15 protein-coding genes and 2 pseudogenes are annotated in these 21,551 nt (G+C 44.9%); 7 read left to right on the top strand and 10 right to left on the bottom strand.

Annotated features, from left to right (window positions below; genetic code table 11):
- Positions 1-246: pseudogene (locus GTH32_RS19405) on the top strand (IS4 family transposase); the annotation flags it as partial.
- A 44-nt stretch (positions 247-290) separates the two neighbouring features.
- Here GTH32_RS19405 and GTH32_RS18060 read toward each other — a convergent pair.
- Entirely contained in the window at positions 291-3,728 is a 3,438-nt protein-coding gene (locus GTH32_RS18060) for a glycoside hydrolase family protein (protein ID WP_246223316.1), read from the bottom strand.
- A 280-nt stretch (positions 3,729-4,008) separates the two neighbouring features.
- On the opposite strand from GTH32_RS18060, the gene GTH32_RS18055 reads away from it, so the two are divergent.
- Positions 4,009-5,001 carry a LacI family DNA-binding transcriptional regulator gene (locus tag GTH32_RS18055; RefSeq protein ID WP_163088403.1) on the top strand — a complete coding sequence of 331 codons (993 nt, stop codon included), beginning with the start codon at positions 4,009-4,011 and terminating at the stop codon, positions 4,999-5,001.
- Here the strand turns inward: GTH32_RS18055 and GTH32_RS18050 are convergent.
- The 6 genes from GTH32_RS18050 to GTH32_RS18025 all read right to left on the bottom strand — a co-directional run bounded on the left by GTH32_RS18050 (position 4,979) and on the right by GTH32_RS18025 (position 16,037).
- On the bottom strand, positions 4,979-6,211 hold the full coding sequence (locus GTH32_RS18050) for an oligosaccharide MFS transporter (protein WP_163088401.1): 1,233 nt from the start codon (positions 6,209-6,211) through the stop codon (positions 4,979-4,981). The genes GTH32_RS18055 and GTH32_RS18050 overlap by 23 nt on opposite strands.
- A gap of 25 nt (positions 6,212-6,236) precedes the next feature.
- Positions 6,237-8,261, bottom strand: coding sequence for a glycoside hydrolase family 32 protein (locus GTH32_RS18045; RefSeq protein ID WP_163088399.1), 2,025 nt, complete (start codon positions 8,259-8,261; stop codon positions 6,237-6,239).
- A gap of 63 nt (positions 8,262-8,324) precedes the next feature.
- Entirely contained in the window at positions 8,325-9,635 is a 1,311-nt protein-coding gene (locus GTH32_RS18040) for a sugar porter family MFS transporter (RefSeq protein WP_044057833.1), read from the bottom strand.
- 41 nt (positions 9,636-9,676) lie between these two features.
- Positions 9,677-11,392 carry a RagB/SusD family nutrient uptake outer membrane protein gene (locus GTH32_RS18035; RefSeq protein WP_044057834.1) on the bottom strand — a complete coding sequence of 572 codons (1,716 nt, stop codon included), beginning with the start codon at positions 11,390-11,392 and terminating at the stop codon, positions 9,677-9,679.
- A 26-nt stretch (positions 11,393-11,418) separates the two neighbouring features.
- Positions 11,419-14,385 (bottom strand): SusC/RagA family TonB-linked outer membrane protein, encoded by a 2,967-nt coding sequence (locus tag GTH32_RS18030; RefSeq protein ID WP_163088397.1) that lies wholly within the window; start codon positions 14,383-14,385, stop codon positions 11,419-11,421.
- A gap of 476 nt (positions 14,386-14,861) precedes the next feature.
- Positions 14,862-16,037: a PQQ-dependent sugar dehydrogenase gene (locus tag GTH32_RS18025; RefSeq protein ID WP_163088395.1), complete on the bottom strand. Its 1,176-nt coding sequence runs from the start codon at positions 16,035-16,037 to the stop codon at positions 14,862-14,864.
- 479 nt (positions 16,038-16,516) lie between these two features.
- Between GTH32_RS18025 and GTH32_RS18020 the strand changes: the two genes are divergently transcribed.
- Genes GTH32_RS18020 through GTH32_RS18010 form a run of 3 tightly spaced genes read left to right on the top strand, consistent with a single transcriptional unit; the run spans position 16,517 to position 17,558 of the window.
- A complete protein-coding gene (locus tag GTH32_RS18020) occupies positions 16,517-16,894 on the top strand; it encodes a hypothetical protein (protein ID WP_163088393.1) in 378 nt (125 codons plus the stop codon).
- A gap of 20 nt (positions 16,895-16,914) precedes the next feature.
- A complete protein-coding gene (locus GTH32_RS18015) occupies positions 16,915-17,274 on the top strand; it encodes a hypothetical protein (protein ID WP_163088391.1) in 360 nt (119 codons plus the stop codon).
- Positions 17,275-17,276: 2 nt separating this feature from the next.
- Complete coding sequence (locus GTH32_RS18010) at positions 17,277-17,558, top strand: hypothetical protein (protein ID WP_163088389.1); 282 nt, start codon at positions 17,277-17,279, stop codon at positions 17,556-17,558.
- A 43-nt stretch (positions 17,559-17,601) separates the two neighbouring features.
- Here GTH32_RS18010 and GTH32_RS18005 read toward each other — a convergent pair whose 3' ends face one another.
- Both GTH32_RS18005 and GTH32_RS18000 read right to left on the bottom strand, forming a co-directional pair.
- Complete coding sequence (locus tag GTH32_RS18005; RefSeq protein ID WP_163088387.1) at positions 17,602-18,510, bottom strand: sialate O-acetylesterase; 909 nt, start codon at positions 18,508-18,510, stop codon at positions 17,602-17,604.
- A gap of 118 nt (positions 18,511-18,628) precedes the next feature.
- The gene (locus GTH32_RS18000; protein WP_343033458.1) at positions 18,629-18,988 is read right to left on the bottom strand and encodes a hypothetical protein; all 360 of its coding nucleotides are present in this window, start codon (positions 18,986-18,988) and stop codon (positions 18,629-18,631) included.
- 259 nt (positions 18,989-19,247) lie between these two features.
- On the opposite strand from GTH32_RS18000, the gene GTH32_RS17995 reads away from it, so the two are divergent.
- Together GTH32_RS17995 and GTH32_RS17990 are read left to right on the top strand one after the other, a co-directional pair.
- Positions 19,248-19,922, top strand: a complete 675-nt coding sequence (locus GTH32_RS17995; protein ID WP_163088385.1) for a nitroreductase family protein — start codon at positions 19,248-19,250, stop codon at positions 19,920-19,922.
- A gap of 117 nt (positions 19,923-20,039) precedes the next feature.
- On the top strand, positions 20,040-21,206 hold the full coding sequence (locus GTH32_RS17990; protein WP_163088383.1) for a sugar efflux transporter: 1,167 nt from the start codon (positions 20,040-20,042) through the stop codon (positions 21,204-21,206).
- A 99-nt stretch (positions 21,207-21,305) separates the two neighbouring features.
- Here the strand turns inward: GTH32_RS17990 and GTH32_RS19400 are convergent.
- Positions 21,306-21,551, bottom strand: a pseudogene (locus GTH32_RS19400) (IS4 family transposase); the annotation flags it as partial.

Genomic DNA, 21,551 nt, shown 5'->3' with positions numbered 1-21,551 from the left:
TTAACAACACTAGTATTGCTAACCACGTTAGCCTCACTAGTGGCTATATTATTGGGTATGGTGCTCGTCTCTTCAAACAAACATCGGCGCTTCCAAGCCAATAACGAAACCAGAAGCGTGCTGTCATTCCATTACCTTGGACTCAGGGCTATCGCTTGTCGAATACGGTTTACCATGCGACAGTGGAAAGCTGCACTTAAATGGTACAGCTCCATAGTAGACGGGGCCTGGGCCGGAAGCGCATGAAATTAAATTCGTGGGGCTCCCTCAGACCCTGACCCCTTTTTACCCTAATGACGAATAAACCTCTGAAGTTCACTCACTGATATAGGCACGTCTCGTGCGTAAATACCCACCGGGCGCTGATTGAGGTCATAGAGCCTGAAACTGAGTGCTCTAAATTCGTTTATATACAAAGTCCCTATACCTGCCTCAGGATCTAACCAAACATCTAGATTTACCCCTTCAGTTAGATTCATAGGTACCGCCACTTGTGCATCTAAATTACCCGCGTCCACGTCTTCTCCCTCACTAACAGCGGGTAAGTCAGCTGCTCTAAATTGATCAGCAAGCAAGTAAGGCAATGCGGAATCCGAACCGTCATCAGGGTGCTGATCAATAAACCTTATCACCGCAGTTTGTCCTATAAGCTCACTGACATCCCATGTAACCCAATCCATGACAAACTTATCGTCAGCGGATTTTTCAGCATCTCTACCAGATTGGCTTCTCACAACTTCACCATTTACCACCAACACGACTGCTGTCGCATTAGCACTGTCGAAAGGATTCGACCCACCTCCAATGAGAAAATTAATATAGGGTTTGCTAATTTCAAATGAAGGGCTATCAGCGGATCCTGTGGCGTTATAACCAATCCAGCCAAGGGAAGTGCCGTCTTCATCAAATCCATCTCCAAAACTGGAGAACACGCGTTCGCCAACATTGTTAGCAATATCGCCGCCCCACCAGCCTCCATCTAGCTTCAAAAAATCGAAGCTTACGTTCGTGAACTCATGTGCAGTAAGGGTATTGTATTGCGCACAACAAAATTCGAAACCCGATACATTCTGTTCAGGTTCATTCTCGCGAGAGAAAAGCGGCTCGCCTGCTAGCGCAGGTGTGGGCGTGACGCTTGCACCGCCGGTAGGTGGGGTATCACCGAAGTAAAAAGAGGCTTGATTGCTATTGGTATCCAGTTCAAGCCTCGCAACCTGTTCTCCTTCAACCTCGGTAGGAAAGTAGATACCAAATCTGCCAGTCGCGTTTTCACTGGTAACCGACAGCGATAGGCGATTTTTGTCGCCGCGCTTTTCCAGTGTAATAGCAGATGATGCCATCATAGTAATAGGCGACTCGCCAGAAACTGAACCCTGTTGGCTTTGAAAGGTAGTATCAATAGCGCTAGCGAATTCGGTTTTATACTTCTGCGGAATATGCACAGCCAACTCTCCCGATGTTGTGGTATCGAGTTGGTGAATGGCCAGATCGCCACCAAAGGTCCCTACGCCAGCATTAGTTCTGCCTATCTTATGTGGCACCCATCCAAATAATAACGTTGACTCTTCTGAAGCGGCTGTGCGTCCAGCATAATAAAATTTGCCATCAAGGGAAGTGAAGTTTGCCAGTTGCCAACCCTCGCCGTTTTGTCGAAGATACTTAATATCCCGTTCTCCGTCATTCTGATCGGAAAATAGCATGTATTGCGCGTCACCAAAATCTACCCAATCCGGCACTTCTAAATTAAGAGGAGCATCCATAACAAAGAGGGGTTCCTGAGGTAACCAGGTGGTAAGATTTTCCGAAACATAAAGCCCTATAGCCGCTTGACCGTTATAACGGGTAGTAATCAACATCCAATAATTATTGGTTTCTTTATTCCAAAATACTTTAGGATCTCGAAAATCAAAGTCGCTATAGCCGTTGCTTCCAGTAAACGTATCTTCAGGTATTTTGGTAAATTCAGTTAGCGTGCTGTCTGTGGCGGTCGCATGCATTACCGCTTCAACAGGGTTAAAGTCCGCATTATGACCGGTAAAGAAGATATGTGTCTGGCCTTCTGCATCCTCTATGACGCTGCCGGAGCCGGTCCATTGATCTTGTGTATTCGCATCACCGGTGGCTTCAAGAACTCTTTGTGGGAAGCTCCCTCTTTGCAGGTCACTGGTTTTGGTGAGATACCAGTCGTGGAACGCCGTATCAATTAAGTAATAAAGATAAAACTCGCCATCATGATAATAGGGGTTCGGATCTGCCATTACTAAAGGCAAAGGAATATCATGGCCATCAGGCACACTCACCACTTCAGCGTTGTTGGGCGTCGCAGCCGGATGCTCTGCTAAGCGAATTTCATCAAGCATAATAAAGCCAAGTCCATTCTCTTGTCCCCCCTCGTGATAGTCGATAACTTCCAACACTGCGGTTTTTCCCTTTAATGCACTTACATCCCATGTGTGCCAATCTAGCTGTGACTCTTCTCCATTTCCCACGGCATGACGAACAACTTTGCCATTTACGCGCAATACCACCGCCGTAGCATTATCTGACGTAAAATCTTGAGTACCACCGCCCACCAAAAAGTTTAAAAAGTTGTGGCTAAGGGTAAAAGGGGGAGAACTTAGCGTTCCTGTCGCCTCGTCGCCAATCCAACCCAGCGACGTGCCATCTGCACTAAAACCGTCGCCACGACTTGTGAAAATTCGCTCACCTTGGTGATTGCTTATATCTGCAGCCCACCAGCCGCCGTCGAGCTTATCTAAATCACCTGTAGCTCTAAAGTCGTGGTTGGCATAGGTATTAAATTGTCCGCAGCAAAACTCAAACCCAGCAATATGTTGTCCCTGGTCAGAAACACGAGTAAAAGCAGGTATGCCATCCGATTCTGGTTCAATTGACGCACTTGCTGTTATCTGCAAGTGACTAGTTTCGTCAGGCATTGAAGCAGCTTCGCCTGCATGCCGTATCTCGTCGACAAGTAAGTAAGGCAGAGCAGTATCTGAGTTATCTTCCGGATGGTTGTCTATGAAGCGAATTTTTGCTGTCATTCCAGCATAATTAGTGACGTCCCACGTTACCCACCGCATACTCATCGCAGTGTCATCTCCGCTGGCCTGCAATACGACTTCATCATCAACAACCAATACCAATGCTGTCGTATTTGGCTCTGTAAAGCCGTTGCTTCCCCCACCAATGAGAAAGTTGATATAACGTTCTGTTATTTCAAAAGCAGGGCTGTCCATCATACCAACAGCGCTAAACCCTACCCAACCTAAGCTTTCGTCTTCATTGTCAAAGCCATCCCCGAAGCTAGAAAACACGCGCTCTCCTACTACGCCCGCCACATCTGCGCCCCACCATCCACCATCAAGCTTGGCAAAATCTCCTGTGACGTCTTCAAAACCGTGCTCTGCGTAGGTGTTGTATTGGCCACAACAAAACTCGAACCCAGATAAAGTTTGATCACTATTTTCAGGGTTATTAAACAGAGGAAAGCCTGCACTTTCAGGATTTTCTGTCAGAGTAATATCTTCTTCTTGCTCTTCATCGACGGGCTCGCTGCCCTCTCCAATAACATCAGAAGGACTTTGCCCCTCTTGCAAAACAATCAATTCTGCTTCGATTTTATTTTTGTGTGTATCATCGTCTGAGCACGCCATAAGGGAGGCGCTCACCAATAAAAAGATGACCGAAAGCCGTCCCCGTAAAGGAGATGGATGTGAAGTGTTCATAGTTATCCTCCATAGCAGCTAAATGCGCTATGTTGTAATTTTTTAATTGAGTATGCCGAAAAAACACGACCAGTTTTCGACACGCTTTACTGGGAAACCCAAATTAAACAACGTTGTCTTTTAATAAGACTAGAGTTATACAAACACAAACACAACATTTATTTTACATTTTTGATATGAAAGTAATTATCGCGTACTCGGGCGGGCTTATGGCAAAATTTGGTAAAAGTGTGTAGCTTTAGGCAATTAAATGAAGTACGTGAATTAGGAATCATATGGAATGGTTACAATAAAGGACGTGGCTGCGCACGCGGGTGTGGCGTTTAAAACTGTATCAAGGGTTGTGAACAATGACCCTACCGTCAAGCCTAAAAACAGAGAAAAGGTACTTAAAGCCATTGAGGAGCTTGGCTACCGCCCAAACCGAGCCGCCCAAATGACACGTCGCAAAAAGTCTGGCGTAATTGGATTTATCGCCGACGAACTATTGCGAGTACCTTATACTTTTGACCTTATTCGAGGCGCGCAGGATCTTGCTTGGAAACACAATAAAGAATTGATGGTGCTGAACGTAAACGTCAATAAATACAGTGTAGAAGGCGCAGTCAATCATCTTTTTGAGCATCGCGTTGAAGGCATAATTTATGCGGCTATGTATCATCGTGAAGTTTCTCTTCCCTTGCAATTTAAAGAAGTACCGACAGTGTTAGCAAACTGTTATGACAGCTATGGAAGGTATCCTTCTATTGTTCCCGACGAAAAAGAGGCGGCCAGAGAAATCACGGCAAGTCTTATAGATAAAGGCTATAAGCGTATTGCATTCTTAAACCTGAATGAGAATATCATTGCTGCAAAACTGCGCAAAGAAGGCGTAGAACAAGCCTTTATCAACGCCAATATAAACCTTGATAACCTTCTAGTAGAATCCGTTATTTTCGGAGAAGAGAATAATGAACGTTCTGTCACCCGCAGTAGGGCAGAAGATATTATTAAGAACTTTAAGCCCGATGCAATACTCTGTGGGCAAGATCCTATGGCTGTTGAGGTTTATTTTGTCGTTCAGGCGTTAGGATTAAAAGTAGGTAAAGATATCGGCGTCGGCAGTTTCGATGACTGGGATATCATTCCTACCCTATTGCAACCAGAGTTAACAACCATGGCACTCCCCCACTACGAAATGGGCCAATGGGCATTCAACTGCCTACTTGAGGAGCGCACCGAGCCGGTGAAAGAAACTGCACGGTTTACCCTTAATAGCCGCCAGTCGTTCTAGCTGCTACATCATTTTTCGGTTTGTTGTTTTCTAATATCCAAAACGAAAAGATAAGATTAACCGTCACTACTGTACCAAGCAGTAAATAAGTGTCGGCAAATCCAAGATCATCGTAAAGTTCACCAATTACTGACGATAACAGTGTGGTAACAACTTGGGTAAATACATGAAACCCAATCAGGTAAATCGTTGCAGAGAGCCGAGTATCAAAGTTAACCGCAATGTATTTAAAAATCGCCACTAGCAAAATAGGCAATTCTAGGGCATGAAGTAATTTGACCATCGAAATAGAAACAGGGTCGGCAACAACGCCCGAAGCCAGCATACGAAGGGCCATGATTGCGCCGCTTAGCAATAGCCCATTCTTCGGCCCTATTTTGTTAACGATAAACGGAGCGATAAACATCATTCCAGCTTCGATGAACACCTGCAGTGAATTTAAGTATCCATAAAACCTATTGCCTTCTTCAGGGGTTGGAAAAAGCGAAGAAAAATAAATAGGAAACTGCTGATCATATATTTGATAGAGACAAGAAACCCCCATCACGTAGAGGCTTAAACGCCAAAATCGGCTCTGACTAAAGAGCGAAAGCACATCGCTCACTCCCACTTTTTTCTTTTTTGTGCGTGGCGTTTTCGTAGACGCTGGCAGCCAGAATAGGCAGAGAATGAAGCCGACTCCCGTGGCACTCGCTAAAACAAAGTTAAGCTTAGGATTAATGTTAAATATTACACCAGCCACAAAAGTAGCACATGCCCAGCCCAGCGAGCCCCAAAGCCTCGCCTTGCCAAATTCGACATCATGTTGACGACCCAGACGCTCTATATAAGCCTCAAGTGTGCCTACTGCAGCACCAAAGGTGAGCGCACTATATAGTGCGCCGACGATAGCGCCCACTATGAAGAAAGACGTTAACAGGGGTTGGTAAATCAGAATAAAGAAAGGGCCAACGCCAGCCATTAATAGTCCCAGCATAAATAATAGCTGTTTGCCCGTTCCCAACCGGTCCTGCAAAATACCGTAAACGGGCATTACTATCAGAGCCGCTAACGCATTGGTGGCGAATACTACACCTGTTTCTTTTCCGGTTAACGCCAGTGTTTGGTTTAACCATAGAGGAAACAACGAGTAACAAAACGACCAGGTCAGAAAGAACGAAAAAAATGTTATCGCTGATGACCAATACGCCGAATTTAGCTGACACTTCATAATAATACCCTAAGCCTAAATGACGCTATTTAGCCGACCATATAGATCCTAATCGCTCTACAGAAACCTGCTTAAGAGGTTGGCTATCGGTCTTGACGCTCATCGTGTCGTACACTGATGCCGGAAATATTAACGATGTCATAACGGTGGTACCATCATCGATAAATAACTCGAGTGAAGACCTGTCAATCACAATCGAAACCGAGTATTGCGTATTAATCGTCGTTAAAGTGCCCTCTTGTACGCTGCTAAACTGCTCATTAAACCCAACCTTTCCTGACTGGCTGCGATCTAAGGAAACCACCGACCTTTTGTGATCAATTTCAATATCTACGAACTCTCCTTGATCGTTTTCAAAACCCACTAACACAGGTGATGCCAGTTCAGCGTCAACCTTAAAAGAATAACGTAAAGCTGACATTCTTCCTGAGCTATCCAGCGAGGATAAGCTTATAGTTTCACCTGGCGCCAGTGACGTGGCTTGCTCAGTGGCTTCAACAAGTGAATCAAGTTCTTCGACTAATTGGCTTTGCACTCGCAGCCCTTTTGGGGTGTTTAATAACTTTAACGCTCTCGGTAACGTCATGGCACTACGCCATTTATTTGTCGGTACCTCGTTGGCGTATAACCAATTACTCATCCACCCCATGAAAACATGCCGGCTTTCATTACTGTTAGGTGTATTGAAGAACGTCACGCCCGCATAATTATCGGTGCCGTGATCTAGCCAAATGGCGGGCTCTAATCGATTTTCGGCAGGCTCGTTAGCAAACACAATATCATCAATATAGGTATGCCCCCAACTTCCTGCCTCTTTATCGATAATTCTCAACAATGCAGGTTCACCCATCCATTCACTGACATCCCAACTTGCATGATGAAGTGTTTCACGATTAAGCCCGGTTTCCGACTTTACTACTTCGCCATCGACAATAAGTTGAATGCCCACTTTGTCGGGGTGATGGCCGCCGCCAATTCTGAAGTTTATAAACTTCTCTGTAATCGTAAATGACTGAGAAGTCAGTGAACCGGTGGCACGGTCTTCATCAGCAAAGCTATTGATTAAACTGACACCTGTATACCCTGTAGGTGGAGGCTGGTTGGTATGACCGCCATTGGTTGGCGCAGAAGAAAAAGCGCTGCCTTCGGCACGCCACTGATTCACACCATTTTCAAAATCATCAAATACCTTACCGGTAGGAAATTTTGCTACCGTAGGCGCAAGTTCCGTTTCCCAGTCGGCGTCCAATACAAAGGTTTTACCGTCAAAATCTCCAACAAAATATTGTGTTGCTGAGCCACCATTCGGCCCGCCAGGCGAGATACTCACCAGCAGTACATAGCGAGACTCATTGGTCCCTTCAACTGGCATAAGTAATAATTCTGGGCACTCCCACACGCCGCCATGACTGCCTATCTCTTCGCCAAATGTACTCTCTAAAGACCAATCAATAAGGTTATCGGAACTATAAAAACCAATATGATCTTTTTGTGCTAGCACCATCAGCCACTTTTGTGTGGGTTCGTGCCACATGACTTTAGGGTCGCGAAAGTCTTTAATACCAGGATTTTCAATCACCGGGTTACCTGTGTATTTTTGCCAGGTTTGACCTTTGTCCAAACTATACGCCAATGCTTGGGTCTGATAGTCGATGCGGCCCTGCTTTTCCATTTCTGCATTGTGATAGGTATACAGCGCGACTATGGGAGGGTTGTTATCACTTCCCAGCCCACTAGAATTATTCCAATCTACCACGGCACTTCCTGAGAATATTGTACCCTGCTCATCTGGATAAAGTGCGATTGGGCGCTCTTCCCAATGCACTAGGTCCTTGCTGACGGCATGCCCCCAGTGCATAGGCCCCCACACTGACGCGTCTGGGTTATGTTGAAAAAATAAATGATACTCACCGTCCAAGTAGAACATGCCGTTGGGATCATTCATCCATTTTTCATTAGGGGAAAAATGAATTTGCGGGCGATAATCTTCGTTACGATCTGCCTCGACAGTAGAGGTCGGACTAACGGGGAGTGGACTAGTTTGATTCATGGAACATCCAACAAGAGCTGTAGAAATAATAAGACTTAACACTGACTTCATAAAAAAGTGCCTCTATTTTGATAACGCTGCGGAAACATCTTCGAGGGTTCTCCCTTTCGTCTCTGGCATCAAAAAGCGAACGAAAAGTAGTTGTAAGAACATAGCAAAGGTGAAGAATCCGAAGACCTGGGGAGCGGAGAAACTGGCCAAGACTTGTGGCATTATTAAGGTAATTAATGCAGCAAAAACCCAATGGGTGCCGCTTCCTAAAGATTGGCCTTTGGAGCGCACTGAATTAGGGAAAATTTCTGCGATGAAAACCCAAATAACAGCCCCTTGACCAATGGCATGTGCTGCGATGAAGACAAACACGGCACCCACCACCACTGTACCTCCCATTTGGCTACTAAAGGCCCAAGTCACTGTGGCGAGTGAGAGCAAATAACCGAATGAGCCTATATACATCAGTGATTTACGGCCTATACGGTCAATCAAGCTGACACCAAGCATAGTAAAGATTAGATTAACTAGCCCAACCCCTGCCGTAGAAAGTAGCGCTGCACTGCCGTCCAGCCCAGCCATGTCGAACACACGCGGTGCATAGTAAATAATAAAATTAATACCTGAGAGTTGATTAAAGGCCGCGAGTAAAAATGCCAATACCACTGGAAAACGGTATTCTGGTTTAAATAATGACTCTTTACTTTGGCTGCTGCTATCACGCTTAACAGCATTAATCGTTTGCTCAATATCTTCACTTTGCAACTCGAGAAACACCCGTCTTGCTTCTGTTTCATCGTTGCGGTGTAAAAGCAACCAACGCGGGCTTTCCGGTGCCTTAAGCACCATCAAAAAGTAAACCAGAGCAGGTAACGCTTCTACGCCTAGCATCATGCGCCAGTCTTCAACAATGACGCCAGATAGTAGATAATTGGAAAGGAACGCCACCAATATGCCAAATACAATTTGAAATTGGTAAGTTGCTACCAAACGACCTCTTATTTTCGCCGGCGCAATCTCTGAAATATAAGCAGGTACAGCGATGGAGGACACCCCTACTCCCACACCTCCAATAAACCTTAAAATGGCAAACGTATAAGGGTCTTGAGCCAACGCTGAGCCTAGCGCAGAGAGTAAATAAAGCACGCCAATAAGCACTAGCGTTTTTTTGCGGCCCAAGCGGTCACAAGGCCAATTCCCCATTAACGCGCCTAATACTGTTCCCCACAGCGCTGAAGACATAACAAAGAGACCGTGAAAGAGCGGTGGCGTCTCCCACAATGCCTGAATGGACTGGTCGGCCCCAGAAATCACCGCTGTATCAAAACCGAACAGGAACCCGGCGATAGCAACAGTGAAAGACCAATAAACTATTTTATTCATGATGTGTAAGTTACCTCTTGGACACTCTCGAAACGCCGGGCTTAGTAGCCCGGGTTCTGTACATAGATACCGCCACTCAAATTAATCTGTTGATTAGGAATAGGCAGGTATTCGTGTTTATTTTTGGTAAATGCAGCATCTTCTAGATAAGGCTTTCTGCCGCGCTCGGTTGTGAGGTACTCATCAATGGTTTCTTTTGCCACGCCCCATCGAACTAAGTCGAAGAAGCGATGCCCCTCTAAACCTAATTCAACCCGTCGTTCCCAGCGCAATGCTTGGCGAGCTTCAGTTTTATTAGCGAAAGTGTCGTAGGTACCAATACGGTACATACTCGCCTCATTAAGTCTGCCAGTACTTGCCGCGGCACGTGCTCTTAGACGATTAATGATAGGGGTAGCTTCTTCCCAGCGATCAAGTTCTATAAGCGCCTCAGCTTTCCACAGTAATACATCGGCATAGCGAACAAGCACGGTGTTTAATGAAAAAATAGGGAAGGGCCCATTTTCTCCTCGACAATCACAGTCAGGGTGTTCTAAGTCTTTCATGCCAGTGTAGTTACCGTATATTCCTGGTGCTCGCGCCCAGCTATCGCCACCGTGAATAAGATCAGGGTCATACTTAAACGGCTTTCCTTCCATGGCGACTGTATGATCAAGGCGAGGGTCAACATAGTCATTTGCTACGTTATACACACTCTCGTTAAAGTTAGAGAAGCGGGGCAGTCCCGAGTTGTCTGTCTTAAATGCATTCACAAAATTTTCAGTGGGAACATGAAAACCGCAGCAACCAAATCCTCCTGACATTGGAGCATTCAACGCACTAGACCAGGCTCCTCGCCCATCTGGACTGCCATCATTTAATGAACGTTGGATTGCAAAAACAGACTCGCGACCATTCTCAAATTCAGCGAGAAAGTTTTCAGCATAATCATCATACAGCCCATACTCTCCGCTAGCCTCAATTTCATCAACCAAACTCACTACTTCTTCCAGTTTTTGTTGATTGATATTAACGACATTATGTAACTCATCTTGCTCGTACGCTTGATATAGCAAAGTCTTCGCTAAATAGGCTTTTGCAGAGAGCGACGAGGCACGCCCAACGTCTTGTTGAACAGCGGGAAGGTTATTAGAAGCGAAGCGAAAATCCGCTGCTATCTTATCCCATAACTGCTGATCAGTAAGGTCACGGTTGGTGGTAGCTAATATCTCTTCCTGTGTCATCGTCTCATCAATCCACGGAATATGCTTATGATGAATTTTCAGGTCGAAATAAAAAACAGCTCTGAGAAAGCGTAACTCTGCAGACTTTTCGTCAGCAGTGGCAAGCTCGTCAGCGGGCGTATCTTGAATAACGTTAAGTGCCGAATTAGCCCGTGAAATACCCGTGTAGTTTCGTGTCCACTTTTTGTTATTCAGGTCAATCAAATCCGGTGGGAAAGACTCCATGTCAGGCACGAGTGGCTCATACATGGATAATGCATGATAGGCAAAAATGTCTGACGGACCGTTACCGCCTTTATGCGCGTCTCCTGCACGCAGGTTCCCCGTGGGCCAAAGATAATTAGGCGCGGTGTAGTGGTCGTTTCCAAGGTATGAATAGGTAGCGATGACCAAAGCGTCAATATTTTCAGTGGTTGCCACTTGATCTTCTGTCAAAACAGCTTGAGGTTCACTATCCAACTCTCCACTGCCACCGCAGGAAGCAACCGACAGAGCCACAAGACTACTAGTTAAAAATTTGCTTATACGATTCATGATATTAAATCCATTATCCTGTTAGCTTAAAAAGAAAATTCCAGTCCGAAAGTAATTCGGCGCGGGACAGGAAATACTTCGTTGGGGGTTTCGGGATCTTCACTTAAGGTTCCATCTGGGGTGATGGTCAAAAGATTCTGAGCCTGTAAATAGATGCGTGCATCGTTAAGACCCATGCGCTCGATAAAGTCCAGTGTTGGTGTGTAACCTACACTGATATTACGCAGCTTGAGATACGTTCCTTCTTCCCAGAAAAAGCTGGATTGACGGCCTTCGCCATTGTTGTCAATAAGGGTTAATGCAGGTACATCACTGTTAGCGTTTTCTGGCGTCCAAGCATCGAGGGTGCGCGCGCCATAGTTTGAGCCAATGTTCAATGATGTGAAATCGGTAAACAGTCTCCAGTTATTACGAATTTGCCCGCCTTTCACTCCTTGCCAGAACATATTGAAGTCCCAAGCTTTATATTTAAACGTAAAGTTCATGCCATAAATAAAGTCGGGGTCAGTGTCTGCGAAGAAGTCTTGATCGTTCTCATCAATTACGCCATTTCCGTCGAGATCCTGCCAGCGGATACGTCCTGGTGCAGCGCCAGATTGTACTGCGTGTTCTTCAACTTCTTCTTGGCTTTGGAAGATACCGTCAGCGACATATCCGTACACCGAGTTAATGGAGCGACCTAAAATTGTTTTGTCTTGCCCATTCCCTCCAAAAGAGTTCACCACATCTTCTGGTAGCGCTGTAACCGTGTTTTCCGTAGATGAAATATTAAAGTTGATATCTACCAGCAATTCGTCTTCCAGTAAGCCAGTTTCAATCCACTTCTCATAGCCCAATACCAGCTCTACACCCGCATTCTCTATCGTGCCGCCATTAACCCACTTTTGCGCGCCTTCACCCAGTGTTGCTATAGGCTGGGTTAACGTAAGAATGTCGCGGGTTTCTTTTTCATACCAATCGAAGCTCCCGTAAACAGTGTTGCGGAAAAGTTCAAAATCGACACCCAAGTTTATTTGAGTTGAGGTTTCCCATTTAAGGTCAGCATTACCGGTTTGAGCTCGTACAAAACCAGACGGCAGTGTACCGCTATTCGAGCCGGTTATGTCGTAGGCTGTACCTTCATCTTGTTCGTTCGTGAAAAGTGACTGGGTGGCGTAACGTGGTACATACGTCGTCACGGTGGCATTGGTGGGTATTTCTTGATTACCGGTTTCTCCCCAACTCCCCCTAAGTTTCAGCGTGTCAATGAATTCAACGTCGAAAAAGTCTTCGTTACTTACTACCCAACCAAAAGAAGCCGCCGGGAAATTTCCGTACTCGTTCGCATCACCAAACCGTGAGGAGCCGTCTCGACGAATAGTAAATGAGGCTAAATAACGGTTATCGTAGTTGTAATCTACACGAGCAAATTGAGAGTCGAGTGACCAGGTTTCTCCCTCACCCTCAACACGTACATCTGACGTGGCTTGAGATAGATAGGCAAACGAACGGTCATCAGAAGCGAAACCCGAGCCAATCCCTCTGAACAACTCTCGTTCGTAGTTAATTTGCTCGACACCTGCGAGGAAGTTGAACTTGTGTAAATCATTAACTACCCACTTATATGTCGCCGTTGCGCCGGTAATAATGCTCTGATTCCAATTATCTTCTACTGTTAAACGATCTCCGCTACTTAGCGATCCTGCGGTAAATGCACGCGTAAAATTACGAAAATAGAATTGGCTGTAGTCGAGACCCACGTTCCCTCTTAGGGTTAAATCTTCAATGGGCGAGTATTCAACAAAAAAGTTAGCCATTACCTTATTGTAAGTATGCCCGTTGTCGCGGTTTTGCTCGATGATGCGGACAGGGTTGTCTCTATCAGTGATACCCGGAACTGGCCCACCCCAGCCACCAACATCATTGTAAACGGGGACGATAGACTGCTGTTCAATTGATAACCCTAGAATTTGTCCAGCTAAATCGTTGATCAAGTTGGCTTTTTGATCAGTAATAATAAACGTCTGGCCAACTTTTAGTTTGTCTTCGATGACATCATGCTCAGAATTAAACCTGAACGCCAATCGTTCAAACTTAGAGCCATCGACGATGCCTTCAGCGTCAAAATAGCCTAAAGAGGTATAGAATTGAGACACCTCATTACCGCCAGCTACAGAGAAATTCATGTCAGAGATTTTCGACGTTCTGGTCACTTCATCGAACCATTGTGTATCTGCAGGTCTTTGCACGTTTTCCGGATCGGTATAGGTAGGCAATATAACTGAGTATAGCTCTGGGTTTTCGAAGTCTTGATTCCAGTCAAAGGTGTATAAAGGGCTTGCTGAGTTTGGGTTCGAGCCATCATTTACCGCGGCTTGCCAAACAACCGCTCCACGCTCTAGCGTGTTTAGGGGTTGGAGGTCATAGTCGTACTCTTCAATGCTTTGATTGAAACGAAAATTAAAGTCTAAACCCTTATGCCCTTTCTTCGTCGTGACGACAATGACACCATTTCCCGAGCGAGCCCCGTATATGCTGGCGGCAGCAGCGTCTCGTAACACCTGCACATCAGCAATATCGTTACTGTTAATCTCGTGTAAACCCGACTTGGTAGGTATACCATCGATAATATATAACGGGTCATTATTGCCCAATGGGCCTAAACCTTGTCCACGTATTCTCACTGTGGCGGTGGAGCTGGGGTTTCCCGTAGTGGTAATTTGAAGACCTGGCACCCTACCCTGTAAGTTTTGCATTATGTTGCCAGCGGGTAAGTCGATAACATCCTCAATATCAACCGTGGCTATAGCCCCCGTCAAATCTGTTTTCTCCACAGCACTGTAACCGTAGGAAATTTCTATTACTTCTACTTCTTTCGGCGTCTCCGCCTGTGCTGCGTCAGACTCAGTTTCCTGTGCCTGTAACGACGTTGCCATTAGCATTAAAGCCAGAGGCGCTGGCGTAAAAGCCGCACGTAGCTGACGAGCTAATGGGTTCAGTTTGTAGTCTTTCATATCGCGTCCCGATAGTTGAAGTGGTGTAATTCCAGCAAATAAACAACGTTGTCTTTTTACGTTATACGCGTTCTTCATTTATTATTCAACAAATAATTAACAAAAGAATTAACATTCAGGACCAGTTAAAAGTAAATTGGCGCAAGGAGATTAAGCAGAGAAAGTAGTCACTAGCTGCAGCGCATTACAGCATTAGCCTATGTGAAGTTTGCAACTTCATCTGAAAAGGGGAGGCAGAGCATATTTTAGCGGATAATCTGCTCTACGTAGTGATATCAAATATTATATAACTGTAGGCTCCGACGCACGAGGCGCGCCCTTCATCAAACCACCCTCGAATGCTGTTTTCTTTTTCTCAGGGGAACAGTAAATGACATGGGATAGCGCGAGGCACGAGCGATTTTCACGACAAGGTGACTGCGATGTCGCACTGGGTACCTCAGACACTGTTCCTCCAATTTTACTATTTTTACCAGCTAGTTACTCGGTTGTAGTTTTATTAAACGGCCACCATCTTTGTCCTCTAATACATATATATTACCCATACTGTCTTGTTCCACTTCACGTACGCGTTTATCCCACTCGTAACGCTCGGCTTCTTCCGTACCCCATTTCCCTTCATTATCTTTTGCGAACGTTACCCGCACTAACGCTTTAGATGACAAGCCACCAATGAAGCCATTTCCTTTCCAGCTTTTATGTAAATCCCCCTTGTAGATTATAAAACCAGCGGGACTAATAGCAGGCAACCAAGCTGTTTCCGGCGCTTTGTAAATAGGATAATCTTCGTGGTTAGGTATTTTCACACCAGAATAATGGTCGCCCTGTGACACCACGGGGTAGCCGTAATTCCGCGCTTTTTCGATAATATTAAGTTCATCGCCATGACGTGGCCCCATTTCATGGGACCATAAGTTACCCTGTTCATCAAAATCAATACCAAGGGGGTTGCGATGCCCTAGTGTCCATATTTGCTCTGTCACACTCCCGTTACCGTAAAAAGGGTTGTCGCTCGGAACGGTCCCATCAGCATTCAAGCGCAGGATTTTTCCCAAATTCATCGCCATATTTTGGGCAGGCGTAAATTTTTGTCTGTCACCGGAAGTAATAAACAAGTGCCCATCTGACGAAAACGCCATTCGATGAGAATAGTGTCCATTTCCAGTTACTTTGGGTGATTGGCGCCAGATAAGCTCTCTATCCGACAAGTGTGCGCCGCTATCGGAGATATTTAGCTTAGCACGCTCTACCACAGCGCCGCTGTAAGTATCATCATTGGGGTCGTGCTCTACATAGGAAATGTAGATGGTGCTGTTGGTCTCAAATTCTGGGTGAACTATAACATCACCTAAGCCCCCTTGCCCTTTAGCGGTTACGGTAGGGACAGCACTTACTGCAAAACGCTTTTGCTGCTTATCATCAAGAAGCCACATAGTGCCCATCCTTTCGGTAACCAAGCTATAGCCGTTAGGCAAAAACGCCATCGCCCAAGGGTTATCAAACGATGAAAGCACGTCGCCAACTAACATACTGCCCTTACTACCTTTCATCTCAACCTGTTCAAATGAACCAGATTGCGCCGAAGTGAAAAATGTGGTTGCTAATAGCGTTACTAGAAACGCAAGTTTTTGTCCTCTGATGTTTTTCCCCATAATGGTAGCCAACTTTTTGTTAAAGTAACTTATAACGGTGTTTACGGGATCTCCTTTGTTAAGGCTCAACTAGCGCTGAAGAAAAGGGGTCAGAGTCTGGGGGATCTCCACGAATTTAATTTCATGCGCTCCCGGCCCAGGCCCCGTCTACTATAGAGCTGTACCATTTAAGTGCAGCTTCCCACTGTCGCATGGTAAACCGTATTCGACAAGCGATAGCTCTGAGGCCGAGGTAGTGGAATGAGAGGACGTTTCTTTTTTCGGTATTGGCTTGAATTCTATATTTGCACCTCTCCTATTTACAAGCTCGCCTCAATAAAGTACATTTTTTAACCAGCCATTGAGGAGTAATGGAACTGTAACGCTCCACTTTAGGTGCATTATCTCGATGCAAAACCTCCCCGACGAACAAAGGGAATATTGAATTTATCAGTTGATATTTATACTACAACTGGCTAAGAAATTCGGAAGGTACAATAATGACGAGACCCTCTTTTGTACATATCCTGGCATGGAACGAATACCATGATATCCTTAAGGATCCTCGTGTTTCTCAAATTAGCAAGCTTAACGCCGCAGGTAGCTTTTTAGCGGCGAGTGCAATTTGTGAAAATAGACGGGTTCACAACAATACAGTACTTAAATTAGCCTTGGTTAATCCTAGACATGCTAAACTCACTATATGTGATTGTGACTTGGCGGGAAAACGCAATGCAAAATCTATCGGTAGATCAGTAGTGGCCACTTACTCACAACCAATGAACAAGCCAAATTCGGTAACAGCGGTCGACTTCCAATCAAGTCCTTGGTACCACGGCCCCAATTCACCTGAACGTCGGTCTTTACGTCGCGTTTAGTTAGCTTAAGGCTACTTAACATGAATGACTCTCCATTTGCACAATTCACTGACACTTTTCCAAGTGAATCCCGCGATTCTAATATGAATTTTTTGATTAACAACTATCATATCCTAACGCTTTTTACTGAACACGATGAACATCTCGACCTCACTGGTGAAGAAAAATTAGTGGGAGGGCCAGATCAGTTTTTAGTCATGCTACGCCTTGCTACAGAGCACGATTTTCGCCCGCAAATAGCTGCTCCTCCCAATATGATCTACCTAACAAAAACCTCTGGCGACACTAAGATTAAATTAGAAGTAACGTGTTCATTTAACGTTAGAAATGCGTTATCGAAAATGCAGTCAGCGGCTGAATATAAACTGCAGGAGTGGTAGAGGTGATGGAATTCATTGCAAATTTGCTTTCTTTATTAGGTGCTATTCTCGCCGCCTACCCTACTTACAGGCAGTTGGATAACTTAAAGAGGTTTAATACATTTTTAAACGATCCTTCATTCGCTAGCCCCGAAAAAAATTCTTTTTCTGAACACCTCGTTGCACAGATGGTTCAAATTGCAAACTCAGCGAGTGAGAATGATATTTTCTGGATAAAGTGCGGAGTAGCACTGCTTATACTATCCTTCGTAATTGCATGTATCGACAGTTTCGTACAAATGTAGATAATACAAGCACCATCATGATTCACGCCTGCTGTCTTTTATCTTATCTATGACATTTACTCGCTAACTTTGAATAAGAAAGCGCAAAGTCCCTACCCATCTGTACAAAACCCTCGCTTAGGTAATGCCAAGGGTCCTTTTCATGATACGGATACCTTTCCGTGTTAGTCATATAATTGGCACAAATATCTTGCTCCACAAATTGCTGTTGCGCCATGTGTACACGATTAATGTAAGGCATCAGATCGCTGTCTCCTAGCTGCGAGTCTGTAATTTTACCAATAACAACGGGTATACTATCGTCTCTAAATGCTGCTCTCATTAACCCCATTAGGCGGGTTAAGTTACTCAAATACGCGTTGGCGGCTTCTTTACTTGCGTTGGCATCAGCTTCGCCTTGCATCCAGATAATACCTTTAGGAACTAACCTATCCGGCTCCCCGTCGCCATCAATATCTCTGTTAGCAAATGCATTGTTAATCGTATTGAGAGCAAAATCATATTGGTTCTGTCCGTTTCCTTCACGAAAATCAGGAGACCAATTGCCATAACCTGTGCTTAGGTGTAGGCCTGTTCCTCCAACAGCGTATTTTATCAAGGCAATTTTTTGTTCAGGAAACATTTCTGTGAGCGTTTTTGCGAAACTAACCTCTGCCCCAAAACGATTTGAATATCGGTTGTTAATACCATCTGACGTGAAGCCTGTGCCGTGGCCCGGCTTCAATGGCGCCCAGATGCCTATACCGCCGTGAGGTTCATTGTCAAACACCCCGTTGCCATGAAATATCATTACCCCTTGTTCACTTTTTAGCGCTTCTGGTAACGCGGAAACATAGCCGTAGCCTTCCATGTTAGATTGACCACCTAAAAAAAATGTTAAGTACTCTGACGCAAACGAACTGTGGGTGAACCACGCTAGCAGTAAACAAGGTAATACACTTTTGTTTTTCATGTAGCTTTCCATTCTAAATACCTTTAAATAAAAAATGTCAAAGTAGTTACTTAATTAACCCTGACCCCATTATTTTTGCCTATTCAACTTTTTGGTAAGCTCAAATCAACGCCCTTTTTTATGTACAAATCGTCGTATTTAAGTCCGCCATTACCATACGGCGTTTTCTTCGACCCTGTATTACAAGTAGGTGATTATTCGGAAATGCTTCTACGTTTAATCGCAAATAAAAGGTATATACTTCTCCTACGGTGATTGGCTCTGGCAGTTTCGTAAAGCTGATAGCTTTACGATTGCCGACAATTCCTTCTGGTGCTGGCTTCTTTAGTAAGTAGTGATTATCTAACTGTGGTTCATACCGAACTTCTGTGACTTGGGGGGAATCAATGTTAGGCATAGTGTGGTTTTCTGCATCGACCTTGGTCCATGACATTAAGGGGCTTTCAGATTCGAAGTCATCGATTTTTAACCACTCCATATGTGGGGCGCAACTACCTAAGGGCAAAATTAATAGGAATGTAAGTGCTAAATATCTGACCGCCAGCGAATTATTCTGTGCAAACATTGCGGAAAGTCACCACAAAGAAATAATGAAGGTGCTTTATTATTGAACAGTTACATTGCCACATCAAACCAAATTATACTGGTAGAAAAAGTAACAACGATCTCTTGTTTTGATAATGTTCACTGTCACCTTTACTCTATGTGTTCAAATGTGACGTAAAACGAGACTAAAAATGCAACCTCACGACCATTCACCACTTAACGATTTTATTGAATACCCTGAAGAAAATATGCTTGCGCGAAGCTCTGACTTTTTAAAAGCTATGCAGCGCCGTCATAGTATTCGTCATTTCAGTGATAGACCGGTAGATAAAGCCATTATTGAAAACTGTATTTTAACCGCAGGCACCGCACCTAGCGGCGCCAACCACCAGCCTTGGCATTTTTCTGCCATTCACTCTGCGAGTATTAAAAAGCAAATTCGCGAACAAGCGGAAGCCCACGAGCGAGGATTTTATGATGGGCGCGCCGGACAGCAGTGGTTAAACGACCTTAAACCTTTGGGCACTGATGCCAGCAAACCTTATCTCGAAACTGCCCCATGGCTAATAGCTGTGTTCAGCCAAAAATTTGGGGAAAGCGAAGCCGGAGAAAGAAGTCAAAACTACTATGTTCATGAATCTGTTGGCATTGCAGTGGGTATGCTTATCACTTCTTTGCACAATGCAGGCTTAGCAACCTTAACGCATACGCCTAAACCTATGAACTTTTTAACTGACGTTTGCCAACGCCCTGATAATGAGAGAGCCTACATGCTAATTGTGGCCGGTTATCCTGCGAAAGATGCCACCCTTCCCACCCATGCTAAGCAAAAGAAATCACTCAACGAAATAGCCAGTTTTATCTGATTATTATAAGGGGCTAACTCACCGCACTTTTAATAAAATAAGTTAATTCACTGTCGCCATAGACATGAGGTACGCAGCACTTATAATGCGCCCTCCTTGTTAAGAGCTTGTACCTTCATGTCATCGCGTCACGCTTTTTCGCCACAACTACCTTTTTTGTTGCTCAGTTTATTAACTGGCTTAACGTCGTCATTCGTTACACCGATTATGAGCTACTTTTTAATTGACGAAATTAACGTGCAACCTATTTTCATCAGTGTATATATGGTTTCAGTTACGCTTTCAGGGCTTATGATAAGCCACTATTTAGGGCATTTGGCAGACAAAGGTTTTAACGCAAACCGTCTATACGGACTTACCATGATTTGTGTTGGTATAACCATGGTAGCGTTTATTTTTAGCAACCAGTTTTGGCAGGTATTTCTTGCCGGCGTTTTGTTCATGTCGGTAGGTACTGGCGCGGTATCTCAAATGCTAACAGTGTCAGGGTTGTGGGCAAAAAAACAGGATATAGATTTAGCAGCGTTTAACTCAAAAGTCCGTGCTGCAATATCCTTGGCCTGGGTAGTTGGCCCTCCTTTAGCATTTACATTGGTGGCTAGCTTTGGCTTTGCGGCATCGTTTAGTGTAGCTATTGCTTGTGTGATAACAGCCACCCTTTTTGTGGTTAAAATAGTGCCGCCCCAAAAGGCGTGCCAAAACTCTTCCACTAACACACAAAGGGGCTCTCTTTCCCTTTCGTTTTGGCTGGTAGGCCTTGCAGTATTAGCAGGAATGGCGGGTAACGACATGTACTTGTCGTCTATGCCTTTATATGTAATGCGTGAACTCGGGCTACCAGAAAACTTGCCGGGCTTAATGATGGGCGTCGTCGCTGCTCTTGAAATTCCCACCATGTTGATAGCGGCAAAACTTACACGCCGCTTTCCACCAGCAAGCATCATGGCGATAGCATTTCTTTTCGGCTGCTGCTTTTATATGGGCATCTACTTCTCTCAATCAAGCTGGGAATTACTCTCTTTGCAGATACTAAATGCGTTGTTCTATGGTTTATACGCGGGTATTGGATTGACTTTATTGCAGCAACAATCACCGAACCTAACAGGCTTTACTTCGGTGTTTTATTCTAACGCATCCCGCGTTGGCATGATGCTGGGCACTATTGGTGCGGGTACTGTAGCGCAACTTTATAGCTTTCGAGCTGCCACAATTGGCTCATTGTGCATTGCGATTTTTGGGTTAAATGTAATGTTGCTGTTTATGCTCGTAAAGCCACGGCGCTAGAAAAAAGCGCCTTGCTAATTAGCGAGGCGCTTATTAAACCTGCAGCTTAAATTGCAACGTAATGGGGTCAGAGTCTGAGGGATCCCCACGAATTTAATTTCATGCGCTTCCGGCCCAGGCCCCGTCTACTATGGAGCTGTACCATTTAAGTGCAGCTTCCCACTGTCGCATGGTAAACCGTATTCGACAAGCGATAGCTCTGAGGCCGAGGTAGTGGAATGAGAGGACGTTTCTTTTTTCGGTATTGGCTTGGAAGCGCCGATGTTTGTTTGAAGAGACGAGCACCATACCCAATAATATAGCCACTAGTGACGCTAACGTGGTTAGCAATACTAGTGTTGTTAG

The organism is Alteromonas profundi (assembly GCF_010500865.1).
GTDB lineage: Bacteria > Pseudomonadota > Gammaproteobacteria > Enterobacterales > Alteromonadaceae > Alteromonas > Alteromonas profundi.
Note: the sequence above shows the minus strand (reverse complement) of the source record. Positions and strands in the feature narration are given on the sequence as shown.